We start from the raw sequence: 16,895 nt of genomic DNA on the forward strand, positions 1-16,895 counted from the left end.
ATCTTGGCCGAGCTTCCCGTCGGCTCTCTAATCGCACCGGCGGGCCACGGAAAGACCGAGGCCATCGCGAAGACGGCGGCGCTAGGTATCCGGACGCTTATCCTCACGCATACACATGCAGGCGTAAACGCGTTGCGCAGCAGGCTGAAGCGTCTCGGCATACCTGCAGGTGCGGCGAACGTAGACACCATCGATGGATGGTGCATGCGCTATGTGCGCGCCTTCCCCAAGCGCGGCCACCCGCCAGCGGGCATGCCCACCGGGGCCGAATGGAGCGCGCTTCGGCAGAACGCCCTCAACGTGCTGAAGATCTCGGCGGTCCGCGACGTGGTGCGATCCTCGTATGACCGTATCCTGATTGACGAGTATCAGGACTGCGATCCCGGCCAGCATGCGCTTGCCATCGCGCTCTCCGAGATTGTTCCTACGATCGTATTCGGCGATCCGATGCAGGGCATCTTCGAATTCGCGAACGCCCGGCTGCGCTGGCAGCGCGATGTTTATCCGATCTTCCCGCTCGCGCTCGAACTGGAAGAGCCGCGCCGCTGGCAGAAGAAAAACCCGGCCCTTGGTGCTTGGATCGCCGAGACGCGCCAGCGCCTCATCCGCGGCGAGCGCATCGATCTGGACTCCGGTCCGGTCACGTTTCGGTACACCGACGAAGCCTTCGACATGGGCGCGTTCTTCGAAGGCATCGGGGATCGCGAGGGAACATCCGCTGCGATCCATTGCCGCCGGGGCATGTGTGACAACCTGGCCCGCGCAACGCGAGGCATGTACCAGTCCATCGAGGAGGTTGCTGCTAGGCGGCTGACGAGATTCGCTTCCGACTGGGATGGCAGCGCAGACGCACAACAGCGTCTGGACACCGTCTTGGCCCTGAGCAAAGATTGCTTCCATAAGCGCGAGAAGCAACCCAACGAGGAGTTGTCGCCCGACCAAACGCAGGTCATCGACGAAATGAAGACTGCCGCGCGACAACTGGGAGGCGCTGACTGTGCCGAAGCGGCTCGCGAGTTCATGCGGCTCGCGCGGCGTCACCCGCGCTGGCGGTTATTCCGGGGGGAACTATGGCGCGACGCCGAGCGTGCACTGGGCGAACTGGCTGCCGATCGGGCGGCTAACCTCGCCGAAGCCGTGCTGAAGATCCGACTGCGTGTGAGTGCTGCGGGCCGCTCTCTGCAGCGACGGACGATCTCGACGCCCCTGCTGCTCAAGGGCCTGGAGTTCGATCACGTGCTGATTCCCGACGCCTCGCACTTCGGCAACGAGGACTACGCGCAGGCGAAGCTCTTCTACGTCGCAATCTCCCGAGCGACGCAGAGCCTGACTATCACCGCACCGGGTCGGTATGTTCAATTTCCACGGCCCGATCTATGAGGGGGATGCTCTTTAGGTGGGGCAATCGGGACACCGCGCGCACGACCTTGATGGCCGCTGTTCGTGCCTCGACGGCGGGGTTCTTGTACGGCGGCGGTGGAAGTCGTCGACAACCCAGAGTCTTCCGCAATTAACGCTGGCGGTGTGATCGTCTTTACCCGCCCACTGCGATTGCACAGATGAACAAAAAAGCTAGGAAATATGCTTTCAATGAGATTTCATGTCGGGCTGAAAACGCAGATGACATAGGAAACATACGCAATTTTTATGATTGAATAGAATTTCATGCGAAATTTGATATAAAGAGCCGATGATTTCCTGTTCCAACCGCGCATGCGCGAGGTTGGTGCGTTCCAAACTTAATTGCGAAACATTCCAGACTTTATTGTCACGGGACACGCAGGTGCCGCGCGCCGTCACGGCGCGCCGTGCGCTCCAGCTAAAAGCCCTCGAAACGGAACGCTTCGAGGGCTTTTTCGTTTTCCGTCGCGCTGCGCCTCACGCGGCGCGGGATCAGATCAACGTCGTCGCCGCCCAGCCGAGCGCCGCGCTCGCGATCACGACGGCCCACGGCGGCACGCGCCAGAACACCAGCGCAATGAACGCGACGAGCGCGGCCGCGAAATCGCGCGCCGACACGATCGTCTCGCGCCATACCGGCTGATACAGCGCGGCGAGCAGCAGCCCGACGACCGCCGCATTGACGCCCGCGAGCGCCGCCTGCATGCGCGTGCTGCGGCGCAGGCGTTCCCAGAACGGCGTGGTGCCCGCGACCAGCAGGAACGACGGCGCGAAGATCGACACGAGCGCGAGCGTTGCGCCGAGCCAGCCGTTCGGCGCATCGCGCAGCGCCGCGCCGAGGAACGCCGCGAACGTGAACAGCGGCCCCGGCACCGCCTGCGCGACACCGTAGCCGGCCAGAAACGCCGAATCGCCGACCCAGCCCGGCGCGACGACGGCGGCCTGCAGCAGCGGCAGCACCACGTGGCCGCCGCCGAACACCAGCGCACCGGTGCGGAAGAACGCGTCGACCACTGCGAGCGCGTGCGAATGGAGCGCATCGGCCGCGAGCGGCAGCGCGACGAGCAGTGCGGCGAACAGCACGAGCCACAACGCGCCCGCGCGGTGCGAGACGTGCAGCGGCAACGGCTCGTGCGCGCTGCGCTCGGGCTGCGGCAGTAGCACGAGGCCGGCCGCGCCGGCCGCCGCGATCACGACGACCTGCAGCCATGCGGCCGGCGCGAACAGCGCGACGCACGCGGCGAGCGCCATCAGGGTGACGCGGCGCGCATCCGGGCACAGCGTGCGCGCCATGCCCCACACCGCCTGCGCGATCACCGCGACCGACACGATCCGCAGCCCGTGCAGCGCGCCGGTCGCGACCGGCATGCCGGCCGCGTGCATGCCGAGCGCGACCAGCGTCATCGCGAGCGCGGACGGCAGCGTGAAGCCGAGCCACGCGGCGAACATCCCGGCATAGCCGGCGCGCGACAGCCCGATGGCCATCCCGACCTGGCTGCTCGCCGGGCCCGGCAGGAACTGGCACAAGCCGACGAGATCCGCATACGCGCGCTCGCTGAGCCAGCCGCGCCGCGTGACGAACGCCTCGCGGAAGTAGCCGAGATGCGCGACGGGACCGCCGAACGACGTGAGGCCAAGCCGCAGGAACGCGACGAACACGGGCCATGCGTGGCGCGGTGCAGCGGTGACGGTCGAGGTGTCGTGGTTCAAGAGTGGATTCGGGCAAGAGGTGAGAGGGGAGGCGTCGCCACGATAGCGGGATAGTGCGATCGTAACGACGGAAATGCGGCGCTGCGATAGCGCGGCGGCGTCATGCACGCGGCCGCAGCCGCCGTCACGGCATGTCGTCGGGCAGTCCGCTGGCGCGCCGCAGCGCGTCGAGGTCGACGATTTCGATTTCGCCGACGTGCAGCCGCACCGCGCCGTCCGCTTCCAGCGCCTTCAGCAGCTGGTTGGTGGTCTGCCGCGTCAGCGACAGCATTGCCGCCAGCTTCTCCTGCGACAGCCGGACCCGCGTGCGGCCGACGCTGACTCCGCCGTAGCCGTCCGCGATCATCGCGAGGCGCGCCGCCAGCCGCTGCGCGGCCGTCATCATGCTCAGCGATTCGACCGACACGAAGCTCAGCCGCAGCTTTTGCGCCATCAGCAGCGCGAACTCCCGCCAGTATTGCGGCGTCGCGTCGAGGATCGCGAGCAGCGCTGGCTGCGGCACGTGCAGCAGCAGCGTGTCGTCGAGCGCGGCTGCATCGTGGGTGCGCGCCAGGCCGTCGAACAGTGCGATTTCGCCGAACCACGTGACGGGCTCGGCGACCGTCAGCAGCGCTTCCTTGCCGTGCGCGTCGACGGCGCCTATCGTGATGGAGCCGCTCAGCACCGCATACAGCCCGCACGGCGGATCGCCGCGCCGGAACAGCGGATGGCCGGCCGGCAGGCGGCGCAGCGCGGCGCGCTCGAGCAGCGCCGCGCGCAACGCCGGCGGCAGCGCGGCGAACCACGGGTGCGCTTCGAGTTGCGGCAGGTACGGGGCGAGCGACGAGGTCATGGCGGCGCGATGTCGGATAGCTGACAGAGGTTCTCGGGCGTGACGCGCATCATAGCGCTCGATGACCGTTCAGGAGACGCGATGAAGACCCTCGAAGACTACCTGTCCCAGTATGCGGCCTACCACCGCGACGTGCGCAACATCGCGACCCATCTGGTCGGCATTCCGCTGATCGTGTTCGCGGTCGAAGTGCTGCTGTCGCGGCCGCTGCTCGGCACGCTGGCCGGCGTCGCGGGGTCGCCGGCGCTGCTGTTCGCGACCGCGTTCGCGGCGTTCTACCTGCGCCTGGATCTGCGCTTCGGGCTCGCGATGACCGCGCTGCTCGCCGTCGGCCTGTGGGCGGCGCACACCGTCGCGCTGTTGCCGACGGCGCGCTGGCTCGGCATCGGCATCGGCGCGTTCGTGGTCGGCTGGATCGTGCAGTTCGTCGGTCATTGGTTCGAGGGACGCAAGCCCGCGTTCGTCGACGATCTGATCGGGCTGGCGGTCGGGCCGCTGTTCGTCGTCGCCGAAGTGGCGTTTTTCGCCGGCCTGCGCGGCGACCTGCGCCGCGAAGTCGAGCGGCGCGCCGGGCCGCTGCGCGGCGGCGCGCATTCGCACGTGTGAGCGTCGCCCGCGCGGCGCAGCGGCTAAGATGCTGGGTGCGTCATCCGACGCTTACGTGGAGCAATCGCCATGGTGGATCGCCCGACTCTGGATGCGTACGACACGCATGCCGCGCAATTCGCGCAGGACTGGCTCGACCAGGCCGCGCCAGACGACATGTATGCGCTGCTCGAGCAGTATTTCACGCCGGGGCCGACGGCCGACGTCGGCTGCGGCGTCGGGCGCGACGCCGCGTGGCTCGCGTCGCAGGGATACGACGTGCGCGGCTACGACGCGAGCGCCGCGCTGCTCGCCGAGGCGCGCGCGTCGCATCCGTCGCTGACGTTCGAGCTCGCCGCGCTGCCGGCGCTCGACGGCGTGCCGTCCGGCGCGTTTCGTAACGTGCTGTGCGAGACGGTGGTGATGCACCTCGAGCATGCCGATGCGGCCGCGGCGGTTGCGCGGCTGGCCACGTTGCTGATGCCCGGCGGCACGCTCTATCTGAGCTGGCGAGTCGCCGGCAACGGCGCGCTGCGCGACGACCGCGGCCGGCTCTATACGCCGCTCGATGCGGCGCGCATGCGTGCCGCGCTCGGCGCCGGCATGGACGTGCTCGACGAGCACGAAGTGGTCAGTGCGTCGTCAGGCAAGCGCGTGCACCGGCTGATCGCGCGCCGCACGGCCACGGCATGAGCGCGGCCCGCGCGTTCATGCGCGGGTGAGCGCCGCTTCCCAGTTGATGTCGACGCAGAGCACCTGCATGCCCTGCGCGGCCGGCGCGGCGATCGACGCCGTCACGCACAGGTGCGCCTCGTTGATCGACAGGTACGGCGCCGTCAGATGTACGCGGCCCGGCGCGCGCATCGCTTCGATGAAGTACGGCCGGCGTTCCCAGCTCGCACCTTCCGAATGCAGCAGCGGCCGGAAGCGTTTCGCGCGCTGCGAAACGCTGCCGCGTGCGAGCACGTTGTCGCCGATCTGGCGGCCCGATGCGTCGAGCAGGAAGCAGCGCGCGGTCTCGGCCAGCCCGAGCACGCAGCCGGCCGCGTCGATCAGCGGTTCGCCCGCGGCGAGCTTGCGGCTCGCTTCCTCGAGCGCGGCGACGTACGGCGCGAGCCGTTCGGCCTGCGTGCGCTCGCGCTGCGCGACGCGCAGCCGCAACGCGGCCGACAGCGTATCCATGCAGCCGGCCGCGGCCTGCGGCTGCACCGGGTCGACGCTCGGACCGGCGAAGTATTGTCCCTGCACGAAATCGACGTCGCACTCGAGCGCGATCAGCGCGTCGCGCTCGGTCGCGAGCCCGCCCATCAGCACGAGCTGCCCGGATTCGTGCAGCAGCGACACGAGCCCCGGCAGCACGCGTTCCAGATGCGAGTGTTCGCTCGCCTGCGCGAGGATGCCGCGGTCGAGCGTGACGATGTCCGGATGCAGATGCCACACGCGGTCGATGTTCGAATGCTTCGCGCCGAAGCCGCCGAGCGCGATCAGGAAGCCGGCCTTGCGCAGCCCGTCGACGATCGCCGCGTAGCGCGGCGTCTCGCCGCCGGCCTGCTCGGGCACCTCGAGCACCACGCGATGCGGCGGCAGCCCGAGCGCCTTCAGGTTCGCGAGCAGCGCGTCGCCGTAGATGGTGTCCATCAGCGCGGCCGGATGCAGGCTCAGGAAGAGCCATTCGTCGTGACTGTCGAACGCGTGAAAGTTACCGAGGTGCAGTGATTCGGCGAGACGGCCGAGTTCGAGCAGATCGCCGCGCCGCGCCGCCTGCGTGAACACCTCGTGCGACGCGACCTGCCGGCCTTCCTCGTCGTGCGCGCGCAGCGACGCGTGATAGCCGATCGCGCGGCGATGCGACACCGAGAAGACCGGCTGGAACACGCTGAATACGGTGTAGGCGCCGTACAGCACGGTGCGGCGCTTGCCGTCGTCGCCGGCAACGGGGCGGGGTGGCTGAAAGCCGGGGGGATCGATGTCGATCATGCTCATGATGTCGGCCGGAGGAAGACTGCCAGTTTACCTACAGAATAGGTCAGCAAGAAGCATGCACGGCATTGCGCCCCGTGCAGCGGCCCGCCGCGACCGTCTGCCGTCCTTTGCTGCGGCCCGATGCGGCGGCGCTGCACCGACATGGTGCGCCACGCGCCGTCGTGGCGATCGCGGGCGTGCCGTGGCGATCGCGGGCGTGCCGTGGCGATCGTCGGCGCATGATCGGCGCCCGTGGGCGCGCATCATGTGCGTTCGGACGGATCGGTCTTGTGCTGCGCGCGGCCGCGGATTTCCGGCGCGAGCTGCGCGAAGATCCACGCGGACGCCGCGGTGATGATCCCGACGCAGACGAAGGTCGCGTGAAACGCCGGCAGCGTGTTGCTCGGCGTCACCGTGCGCAGCATTCCGGTGAAGGTGGCGAGCAACGCCCCCGCGACCGTGACGCCGAGGCTCATCGACAGCATCTGCACGAGCGAGAACAGGCTGTTGCCGCTGCTGGCGCCGCCGGTGCCGAGATCCTTCAGCGTCAGCGTGTTCATCGCGGTGAACTGCATCGAGTTGAAGCCGCCGAACAGCGCGAGGTGGACGACCTTCACCCAGACCGGCACCGTGTCGCGCATCAGCGCGAAGCTCGCCATCATCACGCCGACCATGATCGTGTTCACCAGCAGCACCTTGCGGTAGCCGTGCCGGGTGATCAGCTGCGTGATGATGGGCTTCGAGAACATGCCCGCGGCGGCGACCGGCAGCATCATCAGCCCGGCCTCGAACGCGGAATAGCCGAGGCTCACCTGCAGCAGCAGCGGGATCAGGTACGGCATCGCGCCGCTGCCGATGCGCGCGAACAGGTTGCCGAGCAGGCCGACGCTGAACGTGTGGATCCGGAACAGCTCGAGCGAGAAAATCGGCTGCGGCGCGCGCACCGCGTAGAGCCCGTACGCGACGAAGCACGCGAGGCTCAGGATCAGCAGCACGAGCACCGCCGCGTGCTGCATGCCGAGATCGGCGAGGCCGTCGAGCGACAGCGAGATCGCGACCATCCCGATCGTCAGCAGCAGATAGCCCTTCAGGTCGAAGCGGCCGACGGCCGGATTGCGCGAATCGGGCATCGAGTAGAACGTCGCGACGCAGCCGGCGATGCCGACCGGCACGTTGATCAGGAAGATCCAGTGCCACGACGCGATCTTCACGAGCCAGCCGCCGAGCGTCGGGCCGATCAGCGGGCCGATCAATCCCGGAATCGCGACGAACGACAGCGCGGGCAGATAGCGCTCGGCCGGAAAGGTGCGCAGCACCGCGAGCCGCCCGACCGGCAACAGCATCGCGCCGCCCACGCCCTGCACGACGCGGAACACGACGAGTTGCGACAGCGTATGCGCGTTCGCGCACAGCAGCGAACCGAGCGAGAACACGAGGATCGCGCTGAAGAACACGCGGCGCGTGCCGAACGTGTCGGCGAGCCAGCCCGACACGGGGATCATCACGGCCATCGTCAGCGAATACGCGATCACGACCGACTGCATCCGCAGCGGCGATTCGCCGAGGCTCACGGCCATCGACGGCAGCGCCGTGTTGACGATCGTCGCATCGAGCGTCTGCATGAAGAAGCCCGTTGCAACGAGCCAGAGCATCACGGTGAGGTTCTTTTCGCCGGGAGCGGCGGCGGGCGGGCGCTGGAACATGGAGTGGACCGATGGTGCGGGACAGCCGCCATTGTAGGGAAAGCCGCCGCACCCCGCAGAACGGGGCAGCCGCCGCAGCAGCGTCGAACGGACGCTCGTGCGCCGGCGCGCCGGTACAGTTCAGCCGAAACTGTCCGCAGGCGTATCTGTCGGCGTCGTGCCCGGGTCCGGAATACTGGAGCCATCGAAACCACGCGGACCGGAGGCGACCATGCGCGAACTGCGACTCTACGAAATGGACGGCAACGAACCGGCCGCGCGGTGGCGCATCGTCGATCGTACCGACCTGCACGTCGCCGACGGCGACCTGTGGGTGACGATCGAGGGCCGCCCGGCCGATTACTGGCTGCACGCCGGCGAATCGCTGGCGCTGCTGCCCGGCATGCGCGTGTGGGTCAGCGCGGCGGCCGGCGGTGCGGTGTTCGCGTTCGGTCCGCAGGCCGCTCGCGCTCGCCAGGCTGTGCCGCTCACGTGGCGCTGGCTCGACGCTGCGCGCGGCCGCGTGGGTCAGCCCGGCGCGTCGCTGCCGACGTAACGCGCGCGCGGCCGGATCAGCTTGCCGTCCGCATACTGTTCGATCGCATGCGCGATCCAGCCGGCCGTGCGGCCGGCCGCGAACAGCGTGAAGGCGGCGCCTGCGGGCAGCGCGAGCGTGCGCTCCAGCACCGCGAGCGCGAAATCGATCGTCGGCCGCAGGCCGGTCGCCGCCTCGACGCGAGCGGCCAGCGCGCCCGCTGCGCGCAGCGGCTGCCGTTCGGGCTGCGTCGCGCAAAGCGCATCGAGCAGCGCGCGTGCGCGCGGATCGCCGTCGGGATAGAGCGGATGCGCGAAGCCGGCCAGCGCCGTGCGCGCGCCCTCGCTGCGCTCGTCGCGCGCGAGCCGCTGCGCGAGGTAGCGATCGAGGTCGGCGGCGTGCGCCGCTTCGTCGAGCAGCGCACCGGCGCGCAACGTCTCGCCGCCGTGCCGCGGGCCCGACAGTGCGGCGAGCCCGCCCGCGATCGCGCCGAACAGATGGGTGCCCGTCGACGCGATGCAGCGCACCGCGAAGGTCGACGGGTTCAGCTCGTGGTCGGCGCACAGCACGAGCGCACGGCGCAGCAGATCGGCGTCGGCGCGCCGCCGGATGCCCCACGCGGCGGCGAGCTGCCGATGCACGGGCGCGTCGCGCGGCGCGACGCCGGCCAGCGCCGCGGCCGTCACGCGCAGCAGCAGCGCGGCGGTGTCGAGTTGCGCGTCGCATCCTGGCGCCCACCGGCCGGGCAGCGATGCGGCCGCGGCCGGCAGCAGCACCAGCGTGCGCTCGAGCGGCGCGAGATGCGCCCAGCGGCGCGCCCAGTCGCTCCATTGCGCGGCGTCGAAACCGGTCGACGCGAGCGACGCAGCGGCAAGCCGCGCCGGCGCGCAATCCCATAGCCGCGCGGCCGTTTCCTCGAGCGTCGCGTCGTGGGCGAGCGTGAGCGCATCGATGCCACGATAGTAGAGGCGGCCATCGGCGATCTGCGTGATCCTCGATTCGAGCACGGGCACACCCCAGTCGAGCGAGCGCTCGGCGACGCCGCCCGCGCGCTTCGCATCGGCGCGGCGGCGTGCGAGCAGACGCACTTCGTCGGCATCGTAGCGGCGGCGCTTGCTGGCGCCGTCCGGCAGCGAGCGCAGCAGGCCGCGGCTCACGTACGCATAGAGCGTGCTGATGCTGACGCCGAGAATGTCCGCGGCTTGCGGCGCGCTGAGAGACCTCATTCGATCACTCCTGTCGGTGCGCATGAAGCGCGGCCCGGCTACAACTATTCGTTATGCGTTGATTCGCGCAATCAAGATTGATCGCGTCCGTCGCGAATTCTAGACTCGATTCCGTTTTCCCAACGGCGCACTCGCACGATGACACCCGAACTCGCATTGACCCGTTTGTGGCAACTCGCACACGGCGAGCCCGACGCACTGGCTCGCGTGACCGTGACCGGGCAGGACCCGACGTTGCCGTCCACCTTCCACGTCGGCACGCTGGCCGCGGCGACGATCGCGGCGGCCGGGCTCGCGGCCGCCGAATGTCATCGGCTGCGCACGGGCGTCGCGCAGCGTGTCGACGTGTCGCTGCGCGACGCGCTCGTCGCGTTCCGCAGCGAGCGCTATCTGCGCGTCGACGGCGGGCCGCCGCCGGAGCCGCGCCATCCGGTCACCGGCTTCTATGCGACGCGCGATGCGCGCTGGATCCAGTTGCACGCGAACTTCCCGCACCATCTGCACGGGATTCTCGACGTGCTGGGCTGCGGCCCGCAGCCCGATGACGTCGCCGCGGCGATTCGCACCTGGGACGGCGCGGCGCTCGATACCGCGCTGGCCGAGGCCGGCCTGTGCGCGGCCTTGATCAGGAGCGCAGACGAATGGGCCACGCACGAGCAGGCGCGCGCGCTTGCGGCGCTGCCGTTGTTCGAGATCGAGCGGATCGGCGACGCGCCGGTCGAGGCGATCGGCCGCGGCGAGCCGGACCGGCCGCTCGCCGGCGTACGCGTGCTGGACCTCACGCGCATCATCGCGGGGCCGGTCGCCGGCCGCACGCTCGCATCGCACGGGGCGCAGACGCTGCTCGTCAACGGCCCGCACCTGCCGAACATCGCGTCGCTCGTGATCGACAACGGCCGCGGCAAGCGCTCGACGTGGATCGACCTGCGCGACGCCGCAGGCGCCGCCGCGCTGCATGCGCTGGCGCGCGACGCGGACGTGTTCGTGCAGTCGTACCGCCCGGGCGCGCTCGCGGCATGCGGCTTCGCGCCCGAGGCGCTCGCGCAGCGACGGCCGGGTATCGTCTGCGTGTCGGTGTCCGCGTACGGGCATGCGGGGCCGTGGTCGAAGCGGCGCGGCTTCGACAGCCTCGTGCAGTCGGCGAGCGGCATCGCGTGGCAGGAGCAGCACGCGGCCGGTGCGGCGAGCCCGCGCCATCTGCCGTGCCAGGCGCTCGACCATGCGACGGGTTATCTCGCGGCGTTCGGCGCGATGATCGCGCTCGCGCGGCGTGCGACGCAAGGCGGCAGTTGGCACGTGCGCGTATCGCTCGCGCAGACGGGGCGCTGGCTGCAATCGTTCGGTGTCGTGCCCGACGGCCTGCAAGCGCCGGAGTTCGCGCCGGACGACGTGCGCGACCGGCTGGCGCGGATGGCGTCGCCGTTCGGCACGATCGATGCCGTGCGTCCGGCCGAACGCCTGTCGGCGACGCCGCCGCGCTTCACGCAACCGCCGGTGCCGCTCGGCAGCGACGACGCGCGCTGGCTGTGAGCCAAGGCGGCGCGCCCCGCGCTACCTGCGCAGTTCGACGACGAAGTCGTAGTAGTCGTTGCGGCAGTAGGTGTCGGTCAGCTCGATCGCGCGCTGGTCGGCCGTGTAGCCGATGCGCGTGATCAGCAGCAGCGCGTCGTGCGGCGCGATGCCCATCTGCTGCGCGATCTCGTCGCTCGCGTTGACCGCGCGGAAATGCTGCAGCGCGCGCACGATCGGCGTGCCGCGTGCTTCGAGATAGCTGTACAGCGAACCGCTGATCGCCTGCGGATCGGGAATCAGCGTGGCCGGAAACGTCGAGTTCTCGACGGCCATCACGATGCCGTCGGCGAGGCGCAGGCGCTTGAGCCTCGTGACCGATGCGGCCGGCGACAGGCCGAGCTGGATCACTTCGTCGCGGTTCGCCGGCTGGATCTCGCGCTCGAGCCATTGCGAGCTCGGCTTGAAGCCGCGGCGCTCGAGCATCTCGCTGAAGCTCGATAGCCGCGACAGCGGATCCTCGTAGCGCGGCTGGATGAAATTGCCGGCGCCCTGCGTGCGGCGGATCAGCCCTTGCTCGACCAGCAGCGCGATCGCCTTGCGCGCGGTGATGCGCGACACGCCGAGCGCTTCGGACAGCACGCGCTCGGACGGCAGCGCCTCGCCGGCCGCCCAGCGGTTGTCGTGGATCGCGTCGCCGAGCTTGCGGGCGAGCTGCAGATAAAGCGGCGTGTCGTTGTCGGGGTCGGGGCGCAGGTCCTGCCAGCGGTCGTCCGTGGGTGCCTTCATGGAATGGGTATCGATCAGGTTGCCGGCCATTCTAAGTCAACATGCGGTGCCGTTATAACGGGATTTTGCCCAGTAACAGGCGGGCCGCGCGGCGATTGACTACACTGGCCCATGCGTCGGCCGCGGTGTGCGGCCGACTATCCGCAGCGAGGAGCGCATGACAGACACGATCGCCACGGTCGTCCTGCCGAACGGTGAGACGATTCCGAAGCTCGGCCTCGGTACTTGGGAAATGGGCGAGCGGCCCGCCCGGCGCGCGGACGAGATCGCCGCGCTGCGCGAGGGCATCGCGCTCGGGATGACGCTGATCGACACCGCGGAGATGTATGGCGACGGTGCGACCGAGGAATTGGTCGGCGACGCGCTCGCCGGCCTGCGCGACGATGTCTTCATCGTCAGCAAGGTGTATCCGCATCATGCGAGCCGGCGCGGCGTCGTCGCTGCGTGCGACGCGAGCCTGAAGCGCTTGCACACCGATCGCATCGACCTGTACCTGCTGCACTGGCGCGGCTCGGTGCCGCTCGACGAGACGGTCGACGGCTTCGAAGCGCTGCGGCGCGCCGGCAAGATCCGCCATTGGGGCGTCAGCAATTTCGACACGTCGGACATGGCCGAACTCGTCGACGACGCGGGCGGCGGCGCCTGCGCGACCAACCAGATCCTGTACAACCTGGCGCGCCGCGGTCCGGAATTCGATCTGCTGCCGTGGCTGCGCGAGCGCCGGATACCGGCGATGGCGTACAGCCCGGTCGATCACGGACGGTTGCCGAAGCATTCGCCGCTCGACGAGATCGCGCGGCAGCGCGGCGTGTCGGTCATGCGCGTCGCGCTTGCATGGGTGCTCGCGCAGCCGCAGGTGATCGCGATTCCGAAGGCGTCGCGGATCGAACACGTGCGCGACAATCGTGCGGCGCTCGATCTCGTGCTGAGCGTCGACGAGCGCGCGCAGCTCGACGCGTACTTCCGTCCGCCGCGCAGCAAGCGCGCGCTCGAAATGCTCTGAAGCGATCGCGGGATGCGGTGCGCCGGTTGGTGGCCGCAGGTGTTGCCGCGGTTGCCGTTGTCGTTCGTTTCTGCGCACACGGACGGCCGTGTACCACGCAGATGGCGAGCCTCGCGCCATCGATCGACTACGCGCCGATATGCCGCACGACAGCGCCGGAAACACCGTCGCCGGTGTGCGCTGTGTTGCCGCGATGAAGCGTCCGACTCCGTTCAGCGCGCCGTCGTGTCGGCCGCGCGCGGCCAGCGATGACAGAGGATCGACGCGACCCAGGCGACGACGAACAGCGCGACGATCCCGTAGCCGAGCGCGCCGAAGTGCTGAGCGACCGCATCGAGCGCATCGCGCACGGGGCCGGTCAACGACAGCTTGTCCGCCAGCAGGCCGGCCGCCTCGATCCCGCCGACCGCCAGTGCCACGACCGCCGACACCAACGTGATGCTCGCGTTGTAGAGCAGCTTGCGTTGCGGGTCGTCCATCGCCCATCCATACGCGTGCATCATCAGCACGTTGTCGGTCGAGTCGATCAGCGTCATGCCGGCCGCGAACAGCGCGGGGAACAGCATGACCGCATAGACCGGCAGCGCGTGACTCGCGTGTGCCGCCGCGATCGCGAGCAGCGCGATTTCCGTCGCGGTGTCGAAACCGAGTCCGAACAGCACGCCGACCGGATACATGTGCCAGCTCTTCGACACGAACCGGAACAGCGGGCGCAGCAGCCGCGCGACGAAGCCGGCCGGGCGATGCGTATGCGTGCCGCCGTGCGCGTGACCGGGCGCGCGGCGATAGCGCCGCCACACGTCGCGCAGGATCGCGAGGTTCATGCATGCGAGCACCAGCAGGAAGGCCGCCGACACCGCGGTGCCGAGCGTGCCGCCGAGTTCGCGGAACGCGTCGAAGCGCTCGCGCAGCGCGAACGCGGTCAGCGCGACGCCGAGCGTCGCGGCGACCACGATCGTCGAATGGCCGAGCGAGAAGAACAGGCCGACCGTGACCGGCCGCCGGCCGTCGTGCATCAGCTTGCGGGTCGCGACGTCGATCGCCGCGATGTGATCGGCGTCCACCGCATGACGCAGCCCGAGCCCGTACGCGACGGCGGCGGTGCCGAGCAGCAGCGGATGGTCGCGCAGCACCGCGAGCGCCCAAACCCAGACGGCGACGTTGGCGGCGATCAAGCCTGCATACAGCATCAGCAGGCGGCGCAGGGCAGGGGTTGGCGGCATCGCGGCGTTTCCTTCGGACGAATCGAGCGCCGATTGTGTCACGCGAAAAACTCGCCGGGTTTGCGGGTCAAAAACGCGTGCCCGCGCGCGGACGAAAAAAAGCCCGTCCGGATTCGGACGGGCTGGACGGATGGCAGCTTGCCGCGCAGCGGCGCGCGCCGCCCCGCGCTTACTTCGTTTTCGCGTTGATCACGGCTTCCGACACGTTCGCCGGCGTTTCCGCGTAGTGCTTGAACTCCATCGTGTAGGTCGCGCGGCCCTGCGTCGCCGAGCGCAGCGACGTCGAGTAGCCGAACATCTCGGCGAGCGGCACTTCGGCGCGCACCAGCTTGCCGCCGCCGCCCGCGATGTCCTCCATCCCCTGCACGATGCCGCGGCGGCTGGAGAGGTCGCCCATCACGTTGCCCATGAAGTCCTCGGGCGTCTCGACCTCGACGGCCATCATCGGCTCGAGCAGCACCGGCTTCGCGCGGCGCATCGCTTCCTTGAAAGCCATCGAGCCGGCCATCCGGAACGCGTTTTCGTTCGAGTCGACGTCGTGGTACGAGCCGAACACCAGATGCACCTTCACGTCGACGACCGGGTAGCCCGCGAGCACGCCGCTCTTGAGCGTGTCGACGATGCCCTTGTCGACGGCCGGGATGTATTCGCGCGGAATCACGCCGCCCTTGATCTCGTCGAGGAACTCGTAGCCCTTGCCGGGATTCGGTTCGAGCGTGATGACCGCGTGACCGTACTGGCCGCGCCCGCCCGACTGCTTGACGAACTTGCCCTCGACGTCGGTCGCCGTGGTGCGCACCGTTTCGCGATACGCGACCTGCGGCTTGCCGACCGTCGCCTCGACGCCGAATTCGCGCTTCATCCGGTCGACCAGGATTTCGAGGTGCAGCTCGCCCATCCCGGAGATAATCGTCTGGCCCGATTCCTCGTCGGTCTGCACGCGGAACGACGGATCTTCCTGCGCGAGACGGTTCAGCGCGAGGCCCATCTTTTCCTGGTCGGCCTTCGTCTTCGGCTCGACGGCCTGCGAGATCACCGGCTCCGGGAACTCCATCTTCTCGAGGATGATCGGCTTGGCCGGGTCGCACAGCGTGTCGCCGGTGGTCGCTTCCTTCAGGCCGACCGCCGCCGCGATGTCGCCCGCGCGCACCTCCTTGATTTCCTTGCGCTCGTTCGCGTGCATCTGCAGGATCCGGCCGAGCCGCTCCTTCTTGTCCTTGGTCGCGTTCAGCACGGTGTCGCCCGACTCGACGACCCCCGAATACACGCGGAAGAAGATCAGCTGGCCGACGAACGGGTCGGTCATGATCTTGAACGCGAGCGACGAGAACGGCTCGTCGTCGCTCGGATGACGTTCCGCAGGCTTGTCCGGATCGGCGAAGTCGTGGCCGAGGATCGCGGGCACGTCGACCGGCGACGGCAGATAGTCGATCACAGCGTCGAGCATCGCCTGCACGCCCTTGTTCTTGAACGCGCTGCCGCACAGCATCGGCACGATCTCGTTGGCGATCGTGCGTTTGCGCAATGCGCCCTTGATCTCGTCCTCGGTCAGCGATTCATGGTCGTGCAGGTACTTCTCGAGCAGCTCCTCGCTCGCTTCCGCAGCCGCCTCGACCATCTTCTCGCGCCACTCGTGCGCGAGCTCGACGAGATTCGCCGGGATGTCCTCGTACGTGAATTTCACGCCCTGGCTTTCGTCGTCCCACACGATCGCCTTCATCTTGACGAGGTCGACGACGCCCTGGAAATGATCTTCCGCGCCGATCGGAATCTGGATCGGCACGGCGACGCCCTTCAGGCGCTCGCCGATCTGCTTCTGCACGCGGAAGAAGTCCGCGCCGATGCGGTCCATCTTGTTGACGAACGCGATGCGCGGCACCTTGTACTTGTTCGCCTGACGCCACACCGTTTCGGACTGCGGCTGCACGCCGCCGACCGAGTCGTAGACCATGCACGCGCCGTCGAGCACGCGCATCGAGCGCTCGACCTCGATCGTGAAGTCGACGTGCCCGGGGGTGTCGATGATGTTGATGCGGTGTTCCGGATAGTTGCCGGCCATGCCCTTCCAGAAGGCCGTGGTGGCGGCCGACGTGATCGTGATGCCGCGTTCCTGCTCCTGCTCCATCCAGTCCATCGTGGCCGCGCCGTCGTGCACTTCACCGATCTTGTGGCTCACGCCGGTGTAAAACAGGATGCGCTCGGTCGTGGTGGTCTTGCCGGCATCGATGTGAGCGCTGATCCCGATATTGCGATAGCGCTCGATGGGGGTTTTGCGGGGCACGTGAACCTCCTGGTGGTTCGGATCGTAAGCGGGCCGGCTGATATGGCGGCCCGGACTGGAACTAGCGAGATTTAAAGGATAGCGCTTGTCCGTGGCTTTTGCAGATGCGGTCGGCGGCGACCGAATCAAGGCGAAGGCCGGCGGGCGGCGCAAAAAA

The 16,895-nt window shown here is 68.8% G+C and carries 14 protein-coding genes; 6 read left to right on the forward strand and 8 right to left on the reverse strand.

Annotated features, from left to right (window positions below; all coding sequences use genetic code 11):
• Positions 1-3 precede the first annotated feature (3 nt).
• Positions 4-1,380, forward strand: coding sequence for a UvrD-helicase domain-containing protein (locus tag MBR110_RS05330; RefSeq protein ID WP_196481723.1), 1,377 nt, complete (start codon positions 4-6; stop codon positions 1,378-1,380).
• A gap of 513 nt (positions 1,381-1,893) precedes the next feature.
• On the opposite strand, the gene chrA is transcribed toward MBR110_RS05330, so the two are convergent.
• Positions 1,894-3,111, reverse strand: a complete 1,218-nt coding sequence (gene chrA, locus MBR110_RS05335; RefSeq protein ID WP_059890676.1) for a chromate efflux transporter — start codon at positions 3,109-3,111, stop codon at positions 1,894-1,896.
• A gap of 124 nt (positions 3,112-3,235) precedes the next feature.
• Positions 3,236-3,943 (reverse strand): Crp/Fnr family transcriptional regulator, encoded by a 708-nt coding sequence (locus MBR110_RS05340; RefSeq protein WP_011885797.1) that lies wholly within the window; start codon positions 3,941-3,943, stop codon positions 3,236-3,238.
• Between the two features lie 81 nt (positions 3,944-4,024).
• Here MBR110_RS05340 and MBR110_RS05345 point away from each other — a divergent pair, with 81 nt between their 5' ends.
• Positions 4,025-4,549, forward strand: a complete 525-nt coding sequence (locus MBR110_RS05345; RefSeq protein ID WP_034192637.1) for an Mpo1 family 2-hydroxy fatty acid dioxygenase — start codon at positions 4,025-4,027, stop codon at positions 4,547-4,549.
• 69 nt (positions 4,550-4,618) lie between these two features.
• Entirely contained in the window at positions 4,619-5,221 is a 603-nt protein-coding gene (locus MBR110_RS05350; protein ID WP_014723509.1) for a class I SAM-dependent methyltransferase, read from the forward strand.
• A 15-nt stretch (positions 5,222-5,236) separates the two neighbouring features.
• Here the strand turns inward: MBR110_RS05350 and MBR110_RS05355 are convergent, their stop codons facing one another.
• The gene (locus tag MBR110_RS05355) at positions 5,237-6,511 is read right to left on the reverse strand and encodes an EAL domain-containing protein (protein ID WP_011885794.1); all 1,275 of its coding nucleotides are present in this window, start codon (positions 6,509-6,511) and stop codon (positions 5,237-5,239) included.
• Between the two features lie 242 nt (positions 6,512-6,753).
• Positions 6,754-8,193 carry a multidrug transporter subunit MdtD gene (gene mdtD, locus MBR110_RS05360; RefSeq protein ID WP_045578842.1) on the reverse strand — a complete coding sequence of 480 codons (1,440 nt, stop codon included), beginning with the start codon at positions 8,191-8,193 and terminating at the stop codon, positions 6,754-6,756.
• A gap of 211 nt (positions 8,194-8,404) precedes the next feature.
• Between mdtD and MBR110_RS05365 the strand changes: the two genes are divergently transcribed.
• Positions 8,405-8,728, forward strand: coding sequence for a DUF2917 domain-containing protein (locus MBR110_RS05365; protein WP_014723505.1), 324 nt, complete (start codon positions 8,405-8,407; stop codon positions 8,726-8,728).
• Here the strand turns inward: MBR110_RS05365 and MBR110_RS05370 are convergent.
• Positions 8,701-9,933, reverse strand: coding sequence for a citrate/2-methylcitrate synthase (locus tag MBR110_RS05370; protein WP_014723504.1), 1,233 nt, complete (start codon positions 9,931-9,933; stop codon positions 8,701-8,703). The two genes, MBR110_RS05365 and MBR110_RS05370, sit on opposite strands and share 28 nt — an antisense overlap.
• A 138-nt stretch (positions 9,934-10,071) precedes the next feature.
• Here MBR110_RS05370 and MBR110_RS05375 point away from each other — a divergent pair, with 138 nt between their 5' ends.
• A complete protein-coding gene (locus MBR110_RS05375) occupies positions 10,072-11,463 on the forward strand; it encodes a CoA transferase (RefSeq protein ID WP_175984238.1) in 1,392 nt (463 codons plus the stop codon).
• Between the two features lie 21 nt (positions 11,464-11,484).
• Here the strand turns inward: MBR110_RS05375 and MBR110_RS05380 are convergent, their stop codons facing one another.
• Entirely contained in the window at positions 11,485-12,231 is a 747-nt protein-coding gene (locus MBR110_RS05380) for a GntR family transcriptional regulator (RefSeq protein WP_034192708.1), read from the reverse strand.
• Between the two features lie 157 nt (positions 12,232-12,388).
• Between MBR110_RS05380 and MBR110_RS05385 the strand changes: the two genes are divergently transcribed.
• The gene (locus tag MBR110_RS05385; protein WP_011885789.1) at positions 12,389-13,234 is read left to right on the forward strand and encodes an aldo/keto reductase; all 846 of its coding nucleotides are present in this window, start codon (positions 12,389-12,391) and stop codon (positions 13,232-13,234) included.
• 212 nt (positions 13,235-13,446) lie between these two features.
• Here the strand turns inward: MBR110_RS05385 and MBR110_RS05390 are convergent, their stop codons facing one another.
• A complete protein-coding gene (locus tag MBR110_RS05390) occupies positions 13,447-14,457 on the reverse strand; it encodes a HoxN/HupN/NixA family nickel/cobalt transporter (protein WP_060091498.1) in 1,011 nt (336 codons plus the stop codon).
• 169 nt (positions 14,458-14,626) lie between these two features.
• Positions 14,627-16,738, reverse strand: coding sequence for an elongation factor G (gene fusA / locus MBR110_RS05395; protein ID WP_034192633.1), 2,112 nt, complete (start codon positions 16,736-16,738; stop codon positions 14,627-14,629).
• Positions 16,739-16,895 lie beyond the last annotated feature (157 nt).

Origin of the sequence: Burkholderia sp. MBR-1, from assembly GCF_013822785.1 — a bacterium.
Lineage (GTDB): Bacteria > Pseudomonadota > Gammaproteobacteria > Burkholderiales > Burkholderiaceae > Burkholderia > Burkholderia vietnamiensis.